The sequence below is a fragment of the Rhizobium giardinii bv. giardinii H152 genome, from assembly GCF_000379605.1.
GTDB lineage: Bacteria > Pseudomonadota > Alphaproteobacteria > Rhizobiales > Rhizobiaceae > Pararhizobium > Pararhizobium giardinii.
Genome location: NZ_KB902579.1, coordinates 114009 through 133960, shown reverse-complemented (window position 1 = coordinate 133960; position 19952 = coordinate 114009). Strand labels below are relative to the sequence as shown.

Here is a 19952-nt window from a genome sequence, read left to right as displayed (position 1 = left end):
CAATACCCGCCGCCGCCATCGCGGCCGAAGGGAAATTAGCGGTGCTTTGATTCCCATCAATGATCTTCATCGCCAAAAGGGCTCTGATCGATGCTGCCGCGAGTGGTTTGGTGTGTCCGGCAAGGCTGTCGTCGCGAGTTGTTCGAGATGATGGACGCCGCTGCGAACCACGACGAAACACAAAGCCTGAAAAGGAGCTCAATCATGAATAAGTCGCCCACAAAATTGCAAGTTAAGACCGAGGGCACGACACCGGTGGCGACCGGGCAATCCTGGAACCTGTTGGATAGCCTGCGCCAGGACATTGATCGCTTGTTTGATGACTTCCATCCCCTGTCGTGGCGCTCCCCCTTCAGCCGTGTACGCAGAGGCGGCGCGACCGCGGCCGACACCCGCTGGCAGATCGCTCCGGCTGTCGACGTGGTCGAACGAAACCAGGAATACGAGATTACCGCCGAACTGCCCGGAATGGATGAAAGCAATATCGAGGTCACCATCTTGAACGGCATGCTGACGCTCAAAGGCGAAAAGACGGAGGAAAAGGAAGAGAAAGAAAAGGACTACTACCTCTCCGAACGCAGCTACGGCTCGTTCCAGCGCAGCTTTCCCATCCCCGATGTCGTCGACGCCAACAAGATAGAGGCGTCCTTTGCGAAAGGGCTGCTTACAATCAAGCTGCCGAAATCAGCGGAAGCCCAGAAGAATGAAAAGAAAATCCCCGTCAAATCGGCCTGATTCCGATTCTGACCATCAATCGGCGCGTCGGTGAAGAAACGGCGCGCCTGCCTCACGAACTGTTGAGAAGCGTTTGCCGCTTACCGACCAAGAACGGTAATATCTGCCAACCGGTCCTGAAAGTTAGTGTTTGCGGAAGGCTCGACAGGTTCACGAGAGGCACCGATGCAACTCCATTTCCGCCGTTACGCCCTCGTGAGCTGGCTATCAGATCATAGGCAACCGCTGTTGGTCGCGGTCGCGCTGATCGGGCTTGTTGGCGGGTTCGCACTTCAATTCATGGACATGCCCTCTTCATCGCGACTCCTTTGGGGAAGCGCGACAGTTCCCATATTGGCCGTTCTCCTTGTTACAGCCGGCAACTCCCTTTTTCGCGGCGACTTCGGCCTCGACCTGATTGCCGCTCTCTCCATGACAGTGGCCTTGGCGTTCGGCGAAACGCTGGCCGCAAACGTCGTTGCACTTATGTATGCCGGCGGACAGATGCTCGAAGCGTTCGCGTCCGGCCGCGCGGCCAAAGAAATGACGGCATTGCTCGGACGGGTCCCGAAACGGGCGATCCGGTACAGCGGTGACCGGCTCGAGGAGGTGCCCATCTCCTCACTCGTTCCCGGTGACCGGCTTCTGGTTCGACAGGGTGAAGTTATCCCTGTCGATGGTTCGATCCTGTCGGGATCCGCCCTCTTGGATCAGTCGGCCCTGACCGGCGAGTCCCTTCCCTTCGCGCGCGGGCCACGGGATGAAGTCCTGAGCGGCAGTACCTCGCTCGGTCACGCCTTTGACATGCACGTCCTTCGTCCGGCAGCCGAGAGCACCTATGCAGGCATTGTGCGACTGGTGGAGGCCGCGCAGAAAAGCAAAGCGCCTATGGCGCGCCTGGCTGATCGCTATGCCGTCGTGTTTCTTTTTGTGACGATTGGGTTGTCCGTTGCAGCATGGCTTCTGTCCGGCGAGCCTCGCCGCGCACTGGCGGTCCTTGTTGTCGCCACCCCCTGCCCCTTGATCCTGGCCGTACCGATTGCGCTCGTTTCCGGCCTCTCCCGCTCCGCGAAGATCGGGGTATTGATAAAGGGTGGCGATGTGCTTGAGACGCTCAGCCGCGTGCGTGTGGCTGTGTTCGACAAGACCGGCACCCTGACTTTCGGCTCAGCGGAAATCGTGGAAATCCATGCGGCTGCCTGGATCTCGGAGGTGGAGCTTCTTCGGCTCGCAGCATCGCTGGACCAGGCTTCGAACCATGTGATGGCGGCTGCGCTCGTCGCCGCTGCCGCCAAGCGCGGACTGCCGCTCTCCTCGCCCGTCAATGTTCGAGAAGAAGCTGGGGCAGGGTTGGAAGGCCTCGTCGATGGAAGAAAGATCGTCATTGGAGGAAGCGGCTATGTTGCCGCCAACAGCAACGAAGGCGATCCGAGATCGTTCCGCTCGGATGGAAAGCCGGGCCAAATGATCGTGGCGGTAGCAATTGATGGCATCGTTGCCGGCATAATCATCATGGCCGATCAAGTCAGAACGGACGCTTCCACTGCCGTCGCCCGCTTCCGGGAAGCAGGAATTACAAAAATCATTCTTGCCACGGGGGATCGTCTCGACGTTGCGTCTGTGATCAGCGACGGGTTGGAAATTGATCAGGTTCTCGCAGACCTTACGCCGGAGCAGAAAGTTGGGGCCGTTCTCGCCGCACGTCGATCCGGTCCTGTGATGATGGTCGGTGATGGGGTGAATGACGCCCCAGCGCTGGCATCTGCGGATGTCGGCGTGGCAATGGGGGCACGCGGTGCGGCGGCCTCCTCGGAGGCCGCCGGTGTGGTCCTGCTCGTCGACAGGCTTGCACCTCTCGCACAGGCGCTCGCGATTTCACACCGGACGCTTGCAATCGCGCGGCAAAGTGTGATTGCCGGTCTCGGCCTGTCGTTAGCTGCAATGTCTCTGGCAGCTTTCGGCTACCTGCCGCCGGTCCAGGGCGCACTCCTGCAAGAGGTCATCGATCTCGCCGTTATCCTCAATGCAATGCGGGCGCTACGGTAAGTAGGCCGCGCGCCGTCGGTCAAACGACGACCAGCCGATCTTCGACCGCCGTGACGCCTGGCACGGACCAGGCAGCCCGTTCCGCCGTGATGCGTTCCCGCCATGTATTGACCCTGCCGTTCAACGTCACCTTCCCGCCGGAAACATCGACGTTGATGCCCTCTGCCTCAATCTCCGCGTTTCGCGTGAGCGCGGTTTCGATCGAATTCTTGATGCTGGCAAGGTCGACGCGCGGGCGAATCGTCAACATATTGTGGACACCCGAAACGCCGGAGAGTTTGCACACCGCGTTTTCGGCTGCGGCGCTTTGGAAGTGCCAGTCGACTTGACCCGACAGCGTCACACATCCCTTCTGAACTTTGATATGGATTTGCCCGTCCGGAAGCGCCGCGTCCCACGCGATGATCTTTGCGGCGCGCGCGGCGATCTCGTCATCTGCCGTCTTCTTGTCTTCAGGATATCTCACTTCGATATCCTGGGCGATGGCACGCACTCCCTTGATGCGTTGTACCACACTCTCAGCCGTCGACTTCTGCGCGTAGCTACCGACATGCCCGGTAAGCGTAACGACACCGTTGTCGACGGTGACACCGATGTGCTCGGCCTCCAGGCTTGGCTCAAATGCAAGCTCATCCAGAATATCCTGACGCAGTTCCATGTCGTTCATGACAATTCTCCCTTTGGCGTCGCAGGCTCGCTCCTTAAGAGCGCCATGTTCTGCTATTTTCAGGCGACCGGTGCCGAAGGTCTTTGCGCCGGATCAAAATGAAGTGACGTTTTTGGTGTCACTATTGCCGTTGCGAAACCTGGTGCCGAAAAGGAGCCAAATGCCATGATGGTCAAGGAAATGACGCGCTCGGAATGCATCGGCCTGATTTCCGCCAGCCGCCTGGGACGGTTGGCCTGCTCCAAGAATGACCGGCCTTATATCATCCCGATTTACTACGCCCTTGACGGCAATTGCCTTTACAGTTTCTCCATGCCGGGACAGAAAGTCGACTGGATGCGCGAGAACCCTCACGTCTGCGTCGAGGTCGACGAGTTCCTGGGTGGTTCCGGCTGGAGAACCGTCGTCATCTACGGGAAATATCAGGAATTTCCGGACACCGATAAATGGCACCACCAGCGGCTGCATGCCTGGTCAATTCTCGAACGGCATATAGATTGGTGGGAACCAGGAGCATTGAAGCCGACGCCGCAACCGATCGCAAGCGCTTCGCCTCATCTGTTTTACGGAATTGATATCGTCGAGGTGACCGGAAGAGTGGCGGTGAGCGGGGATAACTAGCCGCAGAGCGGGATGTCTTGCAGCCAATACAAACATGATGTCGACCCGGTCGCACGACCGGATCGGCACTCGGCAGGCCCGCATCAGTGGGTCATCAAGACGCAGACGCTCGATTCCTCGATGATCGCCTTCGTGACGCCGCCGAAGATGCGCTCCCTCAGGCGAGAATGACTATACCCCCCCATCACGATCAGATCGGCCGAGACATCAAGCGCATGCTGATTGAGGACTTCGTCAACGGGACGCCCGCCGCTCGCCAACCGGTCGACCGTGACCTCGATCCCATGCCGCGCAAGATAGGCAGCAACATCGGCGCCGGGTTCCTCACCGTTTCTCGCGGAAGCTGCCCGAGGGTCAACCATGGTCACATGAACGGAGTCAGCGTCCTTCATGACGTCGATCGCTTCGCGCGCTGCCCTGGCGGCTTCCAGACGGGAGTCCCAGGCTAGTATGATCGTCCTGGGAGAAAGCGTCGGCTTGCCGCGCTTCGGAACGAGAAGAACGGGCCGCGCGGACTTGAAAAGGCAGCCGTCTATGGCACGGGCCCGCAGTTCCGGGTCCAGTTTAAGGCCGGGTCCGAGGAGCGAGATGTCGGCATAGGAGGCACGCTCACCGATTTCCTCGTCGGACCATGCAATCTCCGTGTACATCGTGTCGACATCGAACGAGATGCCGGTCTGGGCAAGCAAGGCCTTGGCCTCTTCCGCCCGTTCGTCAAGTTTCGCAATTTCGCGGTTGCGCTCTTCGAGCCAGTCGATCGACACGGCGGCAGCATATTCACCGATCGGTGGCGATGCCGACAAAGCGACGACCAAGGCGGAAAGATGCGCGCCGGCGGAAGCACATAGCTCGGCGGCTGCGCACAGATCACTGTCGGACTGATTGATCCCGGTCACGCTGAGAATGGTCTTGTAGCTCATTGAATGTTCCCTTCGAAGATCGTCGAACTGTGAACTCTGAGCTTAGACCTTCCCGCCGCGCCCACATTGATCTCCGTCAAGGATGGCCGCGCGTTTTGTCGTGACGAGCGCTTCGGATCCGGATCTGCCAGGAACGGACGGGGATCGCGCTTGCGGCGCTCGATGACTTCATAGAAACCGACAAAGGCCGCAATTCGCAGATCAATCGAGGAGTTCGCGAAGCCGCGTTGCAAGCTCGCGTGCGGAATAGGGCTTTTTCAGCCAGCTCCCCCGTTCCGTGAATTCCCTTCCGGCGATGCTCGGTTCGGCATAGCCCGAGGTGAACAAGACCTTGATATCGGGTCTTAACGCACGCGCATGCTTCGCCAGCTCGTCGCCGGTAATGCCACCGGGCATGATGATGTCAGTGAACAACAACTCTATCTCGGGGTGAGCGGAAAGCATCTCCAGGGCTTCGCTTCCATTTGCGGCTTCCAGGACCGTGTAACCCGCATTGCTCAGCCGCATGACGGCCACCCGACGAACCCGCGCGTCATCTTCCACGACGAGAATCGTCTCCCGTCCCATCGGGATTTCATGGTCGGCCGAAGATGCCACCTCCTCGGCTATGGCGGCATTGTCGCCGTCGACAAAGGCGGGAAGGAACAGACGAACGCTGGTTCCCTGGCCGGGCTCGCTATACAGTTGAACATGGCCCCCCGACTGTCGCACGAACCCGTAGACCATGCTCAGCCCAAGACCGGTGCCAGAACCGACGCTTTTGGTGGTGAAGAAGGGTTCGAAGGCGTGACGCCTCACTTCACTCGACATCCCGCAGCCCGTATCTGTCACCGAGATCAGAACGTAATTTCCGGTCCGGACCTCGGGATACATCTGAGCATAGTCGCGATCGAGGGATGTGCGCGATATCTCAACGGTCAACCGGCCGCCGCGCGACATCGCATCCCGTGCGTTGAGCGCCAGATTGAGAAGCGCGTTTTGAAGCTGGGACGCATCGACCATCGCCTGACCCGGTGTGCCGTTTATGACGCTTCGCAACTCGATCGTCTCCCCCAGTGTCCGGCGCAGCAGCTCGGAGAAAGTGGAAACGTGCTGGGCCACGTCGACCGGTTTCGGATTGAGCGGCTGTCGCCTGCCGAAAGCCAGCAACTGGCTCGTCAATTTGGCGCCATCATCCGTCGCCTCCTGTGCCTCCCGCAGCAATCCCCGGAGCGTCTCGTCTTTAAGCCGCGGCTCCATCATTTCCAGATTGCCACTGATGACGGTCAGGAGATTGTTGAAGTCGTGAGCGATACCGCCGGTCAGCTGTCCAACCGCCTCCATCTTCTGAGACTGCCTCAGTTCCTCTTCAACCCGTTGCCTACTGGTCAGGTCGCGGATGAACCCGGTGAAGATGCGCTTTCCGTTGGCTGTCGCTTCACCGACCGAAAGCTCCATGGGAAATGTCGTGCCGTCCTTGCGCATACCCGTTACGACACGGCCGTAGCCGATAATGCGTCGCTCGCCGGTGCGAATGTAGTGTGACAGGTAACCGTCATGGGCATCCCGATCCGGTTGTGGCATCAGCATGCGAACGTTTTTCCCCAACACCTCGTCCTCGACATAACCGAAAAGTCTCGCCGCCGCAGCGCTGAACGATCCGATCACCCCGCTTTCGTCAATGACGACCATGGCATCCGGCACGGTGTCGAGGATCGACCGCAAGTGCGCTTCCCGCTCGGCGAGGCCGGCCTGGCTTTGCTTCAGCTCCGAAATGTCGTTGTCTGTCTGGACAATCATCGGCATGGACGCTTCCCCTTGCCGGGAAGCCACCCAGCGGCTCACGATGGAAAGGGCACGACCGTCCTTGTGGCGGTGAACCAGCTCGCCTTCCCAAATACCGCGCGCGCTGAGTTGCGCACGCACGTCTTCAATCGGTTCCTGAAACTGGGTGGCAAGGAGATCGTGGACGATCTGACCAATAGCCTCGGAGCGAGTATACCCGTAGAGCCTCTCGCAGCCCCTGCTCCAATAGCGAATGCTGCCGTCAAAATCATGTATGATGATATTGGCATCGTCGAGAAATCGGACGACGTCATCCAAACGGAGTTCTGTTGCGATTTCGCCGCTTGTCGTGTCGTTCATGCGGTTTCCACTTCGGTCGGCCGTTAGCGAAGTCAGGCAGCCCCTAGAATGTCTGTCGGGGCTGCGTAGGGATCAGCATAGCTCTCACCGGCAAGCGATGCGAGTGTCACCGGCTTCATGATAACGACAGAATGGCGGCTGGCGGCGGCGATGACGCCACGATTTGTAAGCTTTGTCATTGTCCGAGAGACCGTTTCGATCGTTAGCCCCAGATAGTCCGCGATATCGAGCCGGGTCATCGGCAGTTCCACGATTGGCATGGCTGGGCAAGCCTGGGCGACACGGCGCGCCGTCAAGAGCAGAAAATTGCAGACCCGCTCTTCAGCGTTCTTGCGCGACAGCAGCACCATCTGGTCCTGCGCTGCGGCCAGTTCATCGCTCAGGCGCGAAAATAGCTGCTCGCGAAGCTCCGGTTGCCGCGATATTTCCTCCTGGAAGCGGTTGCGTCCGAAACGCCGCACCGTGACCTGCGTGACGGCCTCGGCGCTGTAGAGGTACCGGTCGCGAAGAGACGCGCCCAGCAGCTCGCCTGCATAGATGAATCCCGTAATCACACGCCGGCCGTCGTTTAACACCCTGACGATACGAAACACGCCGGCGACGACCTCAAAGACATTGGCGGCGGGGTCCCCCTCCCAGAACAATGTCGACCCAGCCTCGAAACGATCCATCGCCTGCCTGGAGAAGATATCCCGCAAACTCGGGGTCCCGGTATCAACGGCACGTAAAATTGCATTCGACATAACAGCGTGCAAGGATTGTGGTCGCGCAAGCATCGTGCCCTCCTGTCCGATCGACGTGGTTCGGACAAATTGAGTTGGCCCGGTGACGGCGTGACGATGAGAATGTAAGGTTTTGCGCAAGTGTGTAACAGCTTGTAACAGCGTGGCCGCTGCCGAGGGCACTATGTCAGACACTGCAACACGGAGAGAACACATCCTGGTCGTTGATGACGACGCCAGAATTCGGCAGATGCTGATCCGCTACTTCGAGGGTGAGGGATTTCGCGTCAGCGCAGCGTCAGACGGCCCGGCGATGCGAGATTGTCTGGCGAAGGCCGCGACGGACATTATCCTTCTCGATCTTGTCCTTCCCGGTGGTGAAGATGGTTTGGCGTTGGCACGGGATATCCGCTCCCGATCGAATATCCCGATCATCATGTTGACGGGGCGAGATGACGTGATCGACAGGATCGTGGGGTTGGAAGTGGGCGCCGACGACTACATCGCCAAGCCCTTTCACCTGCGGGAAGTTCTGGCACGCGTGCGGAGTGTGCTGCGTCGCCACCAGGCCCCGGTCGCAAGGGGCGATGATGAGACAACGGAGAATTTCTGCTTCGACGGCTGGCAGCTTAATGTGGGCCGCCGCCGATTGCTTGCGTCCGACGGCAGCGACGTGGCCTTGACGACGGGCGAATTCGACATGCTTTGCGTGCTTGTAAAGCATGCCGGGCGCGTGCTCACCCGCGAATTGCTGATGGACTTGACGCGAAGTCGCAACATGGAGGCTTACGACCGCACTATCGATGCCCAGGTGGCGCGCCTGCGCAAGAAGATCGAGCGTGACCCAAAGAACCCGACGCTGATCCAATCTGTTCGCAATGTGGGCTATGTCTTCAGTGTAAAGCCCACGCAGGAATGACCTCACGAAACCGTCAGGGATCGCCGGTATCCACGTCAACCGACACCAGCAGGCCGTGATCCCAGCGATCGAACTCACCTTTTCGCAGGGTTCTGCTCAAGTTGTCGGCACCCAGCCCCCAGACCCGCATCACTCTGCATTGTTGATTGTGCGCCAATGTCCTGAGGTGATCGAGCAGCGCCTCGGAAACGCCCGCGACGTCCCCGGCGCTGATCGCGACGAATATCGGCACATCGAGCAGTTCCCCGTATCGCGGATGGCTTCTGACGCGGAACATACAGATGCCGCGGATATATCCTGTTCGATTTGTCGCGATGACTATTTGGTTGGCACCGGCCAGATTGACACGTCGCTGAATGATGGCCTCGCAGATTTCGCGCCACTCGGCCTGTTGCAGCGCCTGTTCCACATTTCGCACGAGCGGATAGGTTACGTCGATCTGTTCAGCGGAGATTTGAGCTATGGTGTAGGCGGCAGGCATCAGGTAGCTCCTTGTCTTCAAGCGCTGATTCCCGTTCCGTCGGTTATCCCTCGCCCGTGCCGGATTCAGCATGCCCACGAGAGACCGGCTCTCGCCATTCCATAGGCGCTTCACCCGACAGTGATCCGGTCCACGACCGCCTTGACGCCAGGTGCGGACCACGCCGCCCTTTCGGCTGCATCGCGCTCTGGCCAGGCTTTGACGCGGCCTTCGAGCGTGACAATGCCGTCGAGAACGTCAATCCGAATGCCCTTGGCTTCGACTTCTGCATTTCGCTTCAGTGCGTCCTGGATGCGTTTCTTGACGTCGGAAACGGAAACCCGTGGCTTGAGGTCGATGGTGTTGCTGACTCCAGAGACCCCTGCAAGTCCCCTCACCGCGTCACCGGCGGCAATCTTTTGATAGTGCCATTCGACGTTGCCCGTCAGTGTTACCCATCCCTTTTGGACCTTCACCTGGACGGCATTCTTGGGAACTGTCGTATTCCAGTTGATCATGTACAAGGCGCGCTTGGCGATCTCGTCGTCTGCGGTCTGATTAGCCCCGAAGGGGCGCACTTCGATTTCCTGGGCGATGCCTTTAACGCCGGCTACCCGTCGAACGACGTCCTCGATCGTCGCTTTCTGGGCATAGGTCGGGACATGGCCCGTGAGGGTTGCAACACCATTTTCGACCGCCACGCCGATATCCGCGGCGTCGATGCTCGGCTCGAACTCAAGTTCATCGATAATGTCCTGTCTCAAAACATTGTCGTTCATTGAACCCTCTTCTCTGCCTCCAAGGGCAACTTATTCATCCGCTTACCGACGCCACTTTCGGCACTTCATGGGCGACAAGCATTGATCCCGGTCAAATCACTGGATCCTTTCCCGCCCAGCAGATTGAAGGAGCTTGACGCTGCAACGCGCGAGCGCACCGTTAAGCCATAGGCATAGAACCGGCGCGCGCCGCTTCTCTGGCCTGACGTTTTAGTTCCACAGAACCGTCACGGATGCTGAGGCTAGTCGCCGATAAAGCGCGCGACGGCGCGCAATAGGCCACCAGCCATAAAGAAAGATTTCCAGAGCGCGCCAGTTTGCAACCCAGCCAAATATCAGCAGGCTTTCGCTGACCACGCGGGAAAATGCCGCCGCCCCTGACAAATTGTTGACCATCTGGCTTGCAATGAGGCTGAAGGCCAAAATCGGGATACCGATGATCAAGGCCCGCCGTCCCTCCCGCAGCAGCTCTCGCAGTTCCCGGCTTGCCTGCGTAGCACGCCCCTCGAAGTTGTGTTGCACGGCATGCATCACAGTCTGCGCGGATTCGGTATTCGCTTCTTCCTTCGGCAATTGGATAACGATTTCAATCGGTACGTTCGCAGGTGTTTCCTGTGCCCACTCGACGATAAATCGCTCGGCATCGTCGTCGAGGTCGCGTTCCCTGAAGGGTGTGGGGTCGAGCGAGTTGAAAAGACGAGCCATCCGGTCGACCCGGATGAGGATTGTATAATTGCTGCGATCTGCTCGTATGAAGCTCACTGCCGTTATTTGCCCTCGCTGGGGTGAGAGTGGAGCGGCGATCTATTCGGCCCATAGTCACTATGACTGTCTTCCCCTTCGCCTCGCCCCATTCGTCAACGGGCACGGCTCGAGTTTGACGCACATCAAGATGCGCCCCGCTTTTGACGGCTATTCTAACCAACGACCTGACATCCCGCCAAAGGATCCGAGAACCCATGCCTGATCAGCCGACCATCCGTTTCCATGGCGCCGCCGGCACGGTCACCGGATCCTGTCATCTTATCGAATTTCGCGAAACGCGCATTCTTGTCGATTGCGGTCTGTTCCAGGGATCCAAGACGGAAAAGGAACTCAACTATCGGGTCTTTCCCTTTGACCCTCGGATGATCGATGCGGTCATCCTGACCCACGCGCATATCGACCACTCCGGGTTGCTGCCGAAGCTTGTCAAAACCGGATTCGACGGGCCGATCTTTGCGACGCCCGGCACGATCGATCTCTGCTCCGTGATGCTTCCGGACTCCGCCCATATTCAGGAAAGCGAAGTCGAGCACCTGAACCGACGCAACCAGCGCCGCGGCCGCCTCACCGTTGCACCCATCTATACCGCCGAGGACGCAGCCGTTGCAGTGACGCTGCTGCGCGCCGTGGAACTTGAAACATGGCAGACCGCGGCGGAGGGCATCCGTTTCAGGTTCTGGAACGCCGGCCACCTGCTCGGCTCCGCTTCGGTGGAAATGGAAATCGCCGGCTCCCCCACGGTCAGGATGCTCTTTTCCGGCGACATCGGGCCCAGCCACAAACTTCTGCAATTCGACCCGGAGGCGCCGGCGGGCTGGGACTATGTCGTTTGCGAGAGCACATATGGCGACACGGACCGCATCGAAGCCACGGACCAAACTCGCCGCGAGGCGTTGCGCGCGGAGGTCGTGGCGGCAACCCATCCCGACGGGGCGCTTCTCGTCCCCTCCTTCGCCGTCGAACGCACGCAAGAGCTGCTCGCCGATCTGGTGTACTTGATGGAAGCTGGCGAGATTGCGAAATGCCCGATTATTATCGATTCGCCGTTGGCGACGCGAGCCAGCGCGATCTTTCGCAAGCATGCGCGGGACATGGAAAACGGGGCATTGCTGGCCAAGGCCATGCAGGCCAGAAACGTGCGGTTCACCGAGACGGTCGAACAATCCAAGGCCGTCGATTTCATCAAGGGATTTCACATCGTCATCGCCGCAAGCGGTATGTGCGAGGCAGGGCGCATTCGCCATCGGCTGAAGAACTGGCTTTGGCGGGACGAAGCCACAGTCCTGCTTGTCGGATATCAGGCAGCGGGCACACTGGGGCGTATTCTCGAGGATGGCGCCTCGATGGTACGCATTCAGGGAGACGACATAAAAGTCCGCGCGCGCATTCGCCGGCTCGATATCTACAGCGGTCATGCCGATGGGCCGGAACTGGCGGAGTGGGTCCGTGCGCGACAACCTGTCAGGGCCGGTGTCTTTCTCGTCCATGGCGAAGACGAGGGAATTTCAGGTCTGCGGCAGCGCCTGTTGGCTTTCTTGCCGGAGCAACGGATCACGTCCCCGCATTTGGACGCAGCGTTCCGGCTGACACCGGAGGGGCCGGTCGATATATCTGATGCGGCGCAGCCGCCACGGATCGACCCAATTCGGGTAGGCAGCACGGACTGGCACAACGACTTTCAATCGCTTGTCCTTGATCTGCAGGATAAACTGGCAAAGACTGCCGACGACAAGGCAAGAGGCGTAATTGTCCGCAAGCTTCGGCGGGTACTGGCAGAGTAATTTCCCCGTGTCCGCAACAATGCAAGGACGAGATGGGTCGTCGGGTGCAGGCGCTGTGGAATTGTTGGCATGACCATAAGCCCTGCCGCACCACGTCCCACTTCTTGATCCTGGTCAATGAGCACAGCCCGTAACCGCATATGCTGGAGCAGTTATGGAGAGGTCGCAGCCATTGCATGCAGACGGCGTTGCCGGCTTCAAGTCGACCGCAATTGGGTGAGAACAAAAATGAACACTGTAGAGATAAAACGAGATCTCGAAGATCGCCGTCGTGGCATCGAGCGGCGGCTCGCAGCGATCGAACGCGACCTTGGCAAGCAACTGGATGCCGACAGCGCCGACCGGGCGATCGAAACGGAGAACGACGAGGTTCTCATGGGCATGGAACGCAGCGGCCGTGAGGAATTGAAGGCGATTTCATCTGCGCTTGATCGCATTGACAGTGGAACCTACGGCCGATGCGTCCTTTGCGGGGCCGAAATTGGTGAACAGAGGCTCGAAGCTCTGCCCTTTACGCCCTATTGCGTCGAATGCGCACGTGGCGCAGCCAGCAGCAGCCGAGCCTGACAGATCGAGTCCGGAAATCTCGCTTGGAGCGAATGACGGCGTGGGATGGAAGGCGATTCCCGCCTTTCGGGCAGGCTCCACCGATATCAGCGAAGGGCCCATGCAATGCGAGCGATGGTCATTGAAGCAATTGGCGGGCCGCTGATCGCTGTCGAACGGCCGCTTCCATTGCCGCTTGCGGGTGAAATCCGCATCAGGATCGAAGCCTGCGCCATCTGTCGCACGGACCTTCACGTCATCGATGGCGATCTGCCGCAGCCGAAGCTGCCGCTGATCCCAGGTCACGAGATCGTCGGCATCGTCGAAGCGGTGGGCGACAATGTCGATAGAGCGAAAATCGGCCGCCGCGTCGGGGTGCCCTGGCTCGGCCATACCTGCGGGACATGCTCCTACTGTCGATCCAATGCAGAAAACCTCTGTGATGACCCCTTGTTCACCGGCTACACCCGCGATGGCGGCTTCGCCACCCATGCCGTTGCGGACGCAGGCTATGCGTTCGATCTCGACCCCGCAGCCGCTCCCGTATCCCTGGCGCCCCTGCTGTGCGCCGGCCTGATCGGCTGGCGCTCGCTGAAGCGGGCCGGTGACGGCCGATTGATCGGCATTTACGGTTTCGGAGCCGCGGCACACATCATCGCCCAGCTCTGCATCTGGCAGGGGCGGAAGGTTTATGCGTTTACCCGCCCCGATGACGCGACGGCCAGGCGCTTCGCCCTCGACCTTGGCGTCACCTGGGCCGGCGGTTCGGATGAGCCGGCGCCGGAACCGCTGGACGCCGCGATCATCTTCGCGCCGGTCGGCAGCCTCGTGCCGGCGGCACTCAAGGCGGTGCGCAAAGGCGGGCGCGTGGTCTGCGGAGGCATCCACATGAGCGACATCCCCGCCATGCCTTACGCCGTGCTCTGGGGCGAGCGTGAACTCGTTTCCGTGGCGAACCTGACGCGTCAGGATGCACGGGAATTTTTCTCGGCCGCGAAGGAAGCCGGCGTGAGCACCCACACGACCGTTTATCGGCTTGAGGACGCCAACCTCGCGCTTGCCGATCTGCGGGCGGGCAATGTGAGTGGCGCAGCAGTCCTGGTCCCCTGACGGGGACGCAGTCACGCGGGGCCGCGCCGAACAACTCGTCGGCGTCGCTCTGTCGAGCGGAGTGCGGCTGCGGTCAGTCGGACTGTGGCCTCAATCTCGCAGCTTATATTACTTTCGACATTACGGATCTTTTCGTTCCTTGAGCTAAATCAAGGTCGATGCGAAACGCGGCGCTAATCTCGCTGGCCGTAAGCCCATGGCGCGGCCGTCCGACTCGGACTGGCCAAAGGAGAAGCGAAATGAACGTTAATGACACCGATGACGACCTGACCACACGCACGGGATTTCGTTTCCATGTCCGGCACGCTACGCCACAAGACAGTGCACTTGTTGCGGAATTCTTCAAGCATGTGACGCCGGAGGATCTCCGATTTCGATTTCTCTCCGGCATGAAGGCAGTGTCCCATGAAAGGCTCGCCGAAATGACGCGTATCGACGAGCCTCACATCGTCAATTTTCTCGCCCTCTCTCCCAATGAAACGCTGCTTGCGGTGGCAATGCTGGCGACTGACGAGGACGATCAACGAGGCGAGGTCGCACTCACAATCCGTGAGGACTTCAAACATCAGGGAATAAGCTGGGAGGTGCTCGCGCATATTTGTCGCTATGCGGAACGGCACAAAATCAAGAGCATCGAGTCCATAGAAAGCCGCGAAAACCATTCAGCGATCGAGTTGGAGCGCGATATGGGTTTCAAGGCCCTGGACTACGACGACGATCCGACGCTCGTTCTGCTGCGGCGAGAGCTCAACACCGCTGATGTTGCCGACGCAGTCAGACGGTGACGCGCGCAAGGTGCGGTGGTGGGCTATGTCGCTATCCGTGGCCTTGACCGGCGCCGGAGTACGCCGCCGAGATCGCTGAAAGACGGCACGACATAATACGCGGCCTTGGGAAAATGCGGATAGTTTTGAAGGAGTTGGATGCGTGGCTGACGTCGCTCGGAAAGGTCGGGCCTGTCAACGAGCGATAATGATCTTTGCGCTGTCGGACGGCTCTCGGAACATTCATCCCGGAACTTGGTTTAGGTTGTGATCGTGGCCCTTACGCTCGCTCGTAATCAGCACCGGTCACTCCTCGAGAAGATCGCTTTGCTTGGCACGGGGGTCTTTTTCGAGGTGTTGGAAGAAAGGCCGCCAGAAACGAATGAACCGGAGCGCGAGTAATATGAAAAAGTTAATTTCAGCCTGCGCCATCCTACTCACCCTAACGGCTTGTGTAGCAGCATACGATGCGGGGCCGGTTCGACCTATACCCGGAAGTATCACCTATGGCGGCCATCAACCGCGCACGAAATTGACGAAAGCGCCAATTGGCAGCACGTTCACCAACCAGATCGTCGACGAGTACGGCCAAATGGCCATTGAGACCTACAGGATAGAGCCGGACCGCTCACTCACGCTTATCCGTCGCGATCGTAAGTGGGACTTTTTTGACTTCGATTGAAAATCCGCCACGGGGTGCGTCACTGCGTTTAGCAGCAGACTAGCGCGAGCGAGTGTGGCTGCGGCAATCATTAGAAACTCACCACCCGGCCGATTTGTGTAGATATTCGATGATCTCGATCATCGTGGGATCGCGTTCGCGGAATTAACCTGCCACGGCTTCGATGCGACCAGTTTCCCAAATGAAGCGTCCTCTTATTGTGGTATACCAATCTTCAAAACTCCAACGAGCACCTTCCCGTCCGTGAAATACGGATCGCCACCACCATTGCGGCCGACCTTGGTCGCGCCGACACCCGCGCCGTCGTACGTCGATGAAATCTGTCCGGCTTTTTGCAGATCGCCGATCACCAGTCCTCGTTCTGCATCCAGGTCCGGGCCGATATGGTGGGTGATCTGCCCTGTGTCGTGACTGAGGCCGACGCCCCGATCGAAACTGGCAGAACCGAGCCAGAGATCCCCGCTGTCAGCGCTTGGCGTCTTTGTCATCCAGAAACGCACATGGTGGCGTTCATCGGCGCTCTTGCCGACTGGCTTCTCAAAGGCCAGATCCTGCTTGCGCCCCTCAAACAGAAGCGCGCTGACCGGGGCATCGAGGTCTGGCCGGTCAAGTACGACGCTTAACCCGATTTCGACAGACGAAAGCAAGGTGATCTTGTCAGCCGGATCCCAGCCTGCGGCAGCAAAGGCGCGGATTATCTGCTCCTTCGATCCTACGAGGCCGACATTGATCGGGTCGCCTGGAATGTCCTGTTCGGTGGTCGTCACCATCTTGCTAAACTCAGCCAGGCGGTTCCGGTCATGGAGGATCCAGAGCTCGGGCATGATGAAGTAGCTGACAAGCAGGTAGACGATCCCGAGGGCGGCGGCGAACGTGGCCGCCACCCTCATCCTATGCCTGCGAGGCACTGCTCTATCGAGAGGCATGGCGTTCACCGCTTCGCGCCTTAGTAGCACGGCGGATACGGATAATAACCGCATGCGGGGGGATAGTACGGCCGATACCCAGATGCGGCGGCCGCTCCAACGACGGCCCCTGCCGCCACCGCTGCGCCGTAGCCCGCAGCAGGATGGGCGTACCAGCCGCCATGCCAGGCGGCTCCTCGCACGCCGACGCCGCCAACCACCCCGACACGGCCCATTCCAGCGCGGGCCACGAACATGTCGATGAAGAGCGAAGCCGGGCCGTTGGCGTTGGTGAGTTCACCCTCCAGAACCTCGACGTCAAACGTCAGGGTGCCGCCTTCCAGCTTCGGCTTGTTCAGGACGACGACCGCATCCTCGATTGCCGATCCGTCGCTGTTCAGCACCGAGATGGTGGCGTTCGGCGGGTCGACTGCAAAACTGTCCGTGCCCTCGTCCCATTCCTTGATGAAGTCGGTCGTCAGCACGTGCCCCGCCGATCTCACGGGGCGGTCTGCGAACACGATCGAGTTGGCGGACATGTCGGTCATGGTCAGCTTGCCGTTGGCCAGTGTCGCGCCCCCCGAATTGAGGACGGCCAGCGACGGCACCATTTTCGATGTTGTCCCGCCGATGGTCTTCTGTGCAGGCGCGCTGATCGCGTCTTCGGCAAGCGCTACCCCGGTGAAGGACAGCAGGCCTGCTGCGATTGCAAGGATGCGCATATCGAATTTCCGAATCATGAGGAATACTCCCGGTTTGCCCGTCTGCGGGCGTTTCGTGACTTCACAAGTCCGAGGTTCACGCGTTGGACCCGTCGATTGTCGGCGCCTTCGGATTGGCTGGATCAACGGGCCCCTCTCACCCACACCGACCGCAAAAGTCGTCGATAGCGCCTCGGTCAGGCCGTGACATGAAGTGAAATTTTTAACCAAATGGGGACGTTGGTGCTCAACGTCCCCCTTGTTGTCCGGCCCTTTCATTATGGCTGCAAGTTCACGGTCAGCTTTGCGATTTCGCCGTTGAACGCGAATGGCACCTGATAGTCTGTTTCATCTACACCTGTGCGGGTATCGACGCCGACGTCGAATGTTTCGTCCCAAGGCATCAGCGCTGGGATCGTGTGCGGGATCTTCTCATTGGCCACCTCCTTGTCATCCACCTTCAGGATGCCAGTGCCGCCTTTGCCAAAACCGGGACCGTCGGACTTGAAGTCGAAGACAAGTATGTGCTTGCCGGCTGAAAGGGCGTCCTGGCCCTCCCAGCGGAAACGCGCCATGTTGACGAAGTTATAAAGGAATACGGGCTTGCCCTTGAGCAGATAAAACCCGTAACCGCCGAAGCGCCCGCCCGTGGTCACCAGCATGCCTTCGCCACCACCTTCCGGAATGCTCACCTCCGCAGTGATCGTGTAGGACCTGTTTACGACATTCGGCGCATTGCTCGTTGGAATACCGGACATCACGCCGGAATAGGCGAACTCCTTCCGCCCGGCAGTCGCGCTCGGCCGGGGTGTAAGCAGACGCTCAAGAATCGAGTTATCCAACGGGAAGACGTCGTATTTGGCCGCTTCCATCAAAAATAGTTCCTGCATCTTTTTGAGCTTGTCCGGATTTTTAGCTGCGAGATCGTTGTTCTGGGAGTAGTCCTCCGTAAGGTTGTATAGTTCCCATGTGTAGCCGTCGACGACGTCCGGCATTGTGGTCGTGCCCATCAACCAAGGCGCTGCTGGTGGGGTCGTGCACGCATACCAGCCGTCGTTGTAGATCCCCCGGTTGCCGAACATCTCGAAATACTGCGTTTTGCGGGCCGATGGAGCCTGGGCATTGTCCCAGCTATAGGCCATGCTGACACCCTCGATCGGTTTCTGCGCCGCGCCATCGACCATCGCCGGAGCCTCGATTCCGGTTGCTTCAAGGATCGTTGGGACGATATCGATGACGTGGTGGAACTGACTGCGGATACCACCAGCGTCCTTGATTCGTGCTGGCCAGGACATCGCCATGCCCTGACGCGTGCCGCCGAAATGAGACGCGACCTGCTTCGTCCATTTGAACGGCGTGTCGAAAGCCCAAGACCATGCCACCGACATGTGCGGATACGTCTGGTTGGAACCCCAGCTATCATAGAACTTCATCTGCTCCGCGACCGGCATCTGCATGCCCTCGATGGTGATCAGTTCATTGGGTGTTCCGAGCACACTTCCCTCGGCGCTGGTACCATTGTCGCCTTCGATGTAGATGATGAGCGTGTTGTCGAGTTTACCAAGATCATCGACCGCCTGGATGACGCGCCCGATCTCGTAGTCCGAATAGGCCACATAGGCGGCATACACCTCCGCCTGGCGCGCGAACAGCTTCTTGCTGTCGGCGTCGAGCGTCTCCCATTTCGGCAGGCTATCCGGCCATGCCGTCAGTTGCGTGTTGGCGGGAATAACACCAAGCCGTTTCTGGTTGGCGAAAATTTGCTCGCGCAGTTCGTTCCAACCCATGTCGAACTTGCCTTTGAACTTGTCGATCCACTCCTTGCTGGGGTGATGCGGCGCGTGTGTTGCGCCGGGCACGTAGTAGACAAAGAACGGCTTGTCAGGTGCCGCCGCGTTCAGTTGCTTGATGTGATCGATCGCGTTGTCGGCCTCATCGGTGATGAGATTGTAATCGGGCTTTCCGACCCACGGAAAAATCTGCGTCGTATTCTGGAACAGGTACGGCTCCCACTGATTGGTGTCTCCGCCCATAAACCCATAGAAGTAGTCGAAGCCCATGCCTGTTGGCCACTGATTGAACGGCCCGGCGGTGCTGTATTGAAAAGCAGGGGTATTGTGGTTTTTTCCAAACCAGGACGTGGCGTAGCCGTTCTGCTTCAGGATTTCGCCGATCGTCGCGTTGTCGACGCCGATGATGGAATCATAGCCGGGGAATCCCGTTGCTTGCTCGGAGATCACCCCGAAACCCACCGAATGGTGGTTGCGGCCAGTGATCAGTGCGGCACGCGTCGGAGAGCACAGCGCCGTGGAATGAAACTGCGTAAAGCGCAGGCCAGTGTTTGCAACCCGATCCATTGCCGGGGTCGGGATAACGCCCCCGAATGTACCGGAAACCCCGTAGCCAGCATCATCGGTCATGATCAGCAGAATGTTCGGAGCCCCCTTCTGGGGCACGATCTGCGGCGGCCAATAGGACTTTGAAGACTTCGCGTCGAGGCCGATTTCTCCATCAAAACTTGCTGGAGGGTTCGGCAGGTACCTGCCATCGATCGTCGTCGTTGCGCTGGGCGAACCCAGTTCGCCCGTGACTTGCTGCGCGCGGGCGCAGTACGTCGAAGCGGCGGTCAAACTCAATGTAGCAAGAAACAGCGTTCCAAGTCTCAGCATTGTCGTCTCCCATCTGGGTGCCAAACTTTACATTATGCTAATAGAACAAGTACGTGA

Annotated in this window: 19 protein-coding genes; 9 read left to right on the top strand and 10 right to left on the bottom strand. The window is 59.2% G+C overall.

Annotated features, from left to right (window positions below):
- Positions 1-204 precede the first annotated feature (204 nt).
- Together A3AY_RS0104220 and A3AY_RS0104215 are read left to right on the top strand one after the other, a co-directional pair.
- Complete coding sequence (locus A3AY_RS0104220; protein WP_026203094.1) at positions 205-735, top strand: Hsp20/alpha crystallin family protein; 531 nt, start codon at positions 205-207, stop codon at positions 733-735.
- Between the two features lie 279 nt (positions 736-1014).
- On the top strand, positions 1015-2760 hold the full coding sequence (locus A3AY_RS0104215) for a heavy metal translocating P-type ATPase (protein WP_234913056.1): 1746 nt from the start codon (positions 1015-1017) through the stop codon (positions 2758-2760).
- Between the two features lie 19 nt (positions 2761-2779).
- Here A3AY_RS0104215 and A3AY_RS0104210 read toward each other — a convergent pair whose 3' ends face one another.
- Positions 2780-3427 (bottom strand): BON domain-containing protein, encoded by a 648-nt coding sequence (locus tag A3AY_RS0104210; RefSeq protein ID WP_018324433.1) that lies wholly within the window; start codon positions 3425-3427, stop codon positions 2780-2782.
- A gap of 165 nt (positions 3428-3592) precedes the next feature.
- On the opposite strand from A3AY_RS0104210, the gene A3AY_RS0104205 reads away from it, so the two are divergent.
- Positions 3593-4048 carry a pyridoxamine 5'-phosphate oxidase family protein gene (locus A3AY_RS0104205; protein ID WP_018324432.1) on the top strand — a complete coding sequence of 152 codons (456 nt, stop codon included), beginning with the start codon at positions 3593-3595 and terminating at the stop codon, positions 4046-4048.
- Positions 4049-4131: 83 nt separating this feature from the next.
- Here the strand turns inward: A3AY_RS0104205 and A3AY_RS0104200 are convergent, their stop codons facing one another.
- From A3AY_RS0104200 to A3AY_RS34465, 3 genes are all read right to left on the bottom strand, one after another.
- Positions 4132-4968 (bottom strand): universal stress protein, encoded by an 837-nt coding sequence (locus tag A3AY_RS0104200; protein ID WP_018324431.1) that lies wholly within the window; start codon positions 4966-4968, stop codon positions 4132-4134.
- Positions 4969-5169: 201 nt separating this feature from the next.
- Positions 5170-7092, bottom strand: a complete 1923-nt coding sequence (locus A3AY_RS0104190; RefSeq protein WP_018324429.1) for a hybrid sensor histidine kinase/response regulator — start codon at positions 7090-7092, stop codon at positions 5170-5172.
- Positions 7093-7124: 32 nt separating this feature from the next.
- Positions 7125-7955 carry a helix-turn-helix domain-containing protein gene (locus tag A3AY_RS34465; protein ID WP_234913041.1) on the bottom strand — a complete coding sequence of 277 codons (831 nt, stop codon included), beginning with the start codon at positions 7953-7955 and terminating at the stop codon, positions 7125-7127.
- Between the two features lie 109 nt (positions 7956-8064).
- Between A3AY_RS34465 and A3AY_RS0104180 the strand changes: the two genes are divergently transcribed.
- Positions 8065-8733 carry a winged helix-turn-helix domain-containing protein gene (locus A3AY_RS0104180; protein ID WP_018324427.1) on the top strand — a complete coding sequence of 223 codons (669 nt, stop codon included), beginning with the start codon at positions 8065-8067 and terminating at the stop codon, positions 8731-8733.
- 13 nt (positions 8734-8746) lie between these two features.
- Here A3AY_RS0104180 and A3AY_RS36970 read toward each other — a convergent pair whose 3' ends face one another.
- The 3 genes from A3AY_RS36970 to A3AY_RS0104165 form a co-directional block, all read right to left on the bottom strand.
- The gene (locus tag A3AY_RS36970; protein WP_018324426.1) at positions 8747-9214 is read right to left on the bottom strand and encodes a hypothetical protein; all 468 of its coding nucleotides are present in this window, start codon (positions 9212-9214) and stop codon (positions 8747-8749) included.
- A gap of 110 nt (positions 9215-9324) precedes the next feature.
- Positions 9325-9972: a BON domain-containing protein gene (locus tag A3AY_RS0104170; protein WP_018324425.1), complete on the bottom strand. Its 648-nt coding sequence runs from the start codon at positions 9970-9972 to the stop codon at positions 9325-9327.
- A gap of 210 nt (positions 9973-10182) precedes the next feature.
- Positions 10183-10677 (bottom strand): hypothetical protein, encoded by a 495-nt coding sequence (locus A3AY_RS0104165; protein ID WP_051108299.1) that lies wholly within the window; start codon positions 10675-10677, stop codon positions 10183-10185.
- 254 nt (positions 10678-10931) lie between these two features.
- Between A3AY_RS0104165 and A3AY_RS0104160 the strand changes: the two genes are divergently transcribed.
- From A3AY_RS0104160 to A3AY_RS0104140, 5 genes are all read left to right on the top strand, one after another.
- Positions 10932-12518, top strand: coding sequence for an MBL fold metallo-hydrolase (locus A3AY_RS0104160; RefSeq protein ID WP_018324423.1), 1587 nt, complete (start codon positions 10932-10934; stop codon positions 12516-12518).
- Between the two features lie 228 nt (positions 12519-12746).
- A complete protein-coding gene (locus A3AY_RS0104155) occupies positions 12747-13085 on the top strand; it encodes a TraR/DksA family transcriptional regulator (RefSeq protein WP_018324422.1) in 339 nt (112 codons plus the stop codon).
- Between the two features lie 105 nt (positions 13086-13190).
- Positions 13191-14174, top strand: a complete 984-nt coding sequence (locus A3AY_RS0104150; protein WP_026203090.1) for a zinc-dependent alcohol dehydrogenase family protein — start codon at positions 13191-13193, stop codon at positions 14172-14174.
- A gap of 239 nt (positions 14175-14413) precedes the next feature.
- A complete protein-coding gene (locus A3AY_RS0104145; RefSeq protein ID WP_018324420.1) occupies positions 14414-14959 on the top strand; it encodes a GNAT family N-acetyltransferase in 546 nt (181 codons plus the stop codon).
- A 382-nt stretch (positions 14960-15341) separates the two neighbouring features.
- Positions 15342-15620 carry a membrane protein gene (locus A3AY_RS0104140; protein WP_026203089.1) on the top strand — a complete coding sequence of 93 codons (279 nt, stop codon included), beginning with the start codon at positions 15342-15344 and terminating at the stop codon, positions 15618-15620.
- 194 nt (positions 15621-15814) lie between these two features.
- Here the strand turns inward: A3AY_RS0104140 and A3AY_RS0104135 are convergent, their stop codons facing one another.
- From A3AY_RS0104135 to A3AY_RS0104125, 3 genes are all read right to left on the bottom strand, one after another.
- Positions 15815-16510: an LssY C-terminal domain-containing protein gene (locus A3AY_RS0104135; protein WP_018324417.1), complete on the bottom strand. Its 696-nt coding sequence runs from the start codon at positions 16508-16510 to the stop codon at positions 15815-15817.
- 56 nt (positions 16511-16566) lie between these two features.
- A complete protein-coding gene (locus tag A3AY_RS0104130; protein ID WP_018324416.1) occupies positions 16567-17265 on the bottom strand; it encodes a hypothetical protein in 699 nt (232 codons plus the stop codon).
- Positions 17266-17504: 239 nt separating this feature from the next.
- The gene (locus tag A3AY_RS0104125; protein ID WP_018324415.1) at positions 17505-19895 is read right to left on the bottom strand and encodes an arylsulfatase; all 2391 of its coding nucleotides are present in this window, start codon (positions 19893-19895) and stop codon (positions 17505-17507) included.
- Between the last annotated feature and the right edge of the window lie 57 nt (positions 19896-19952).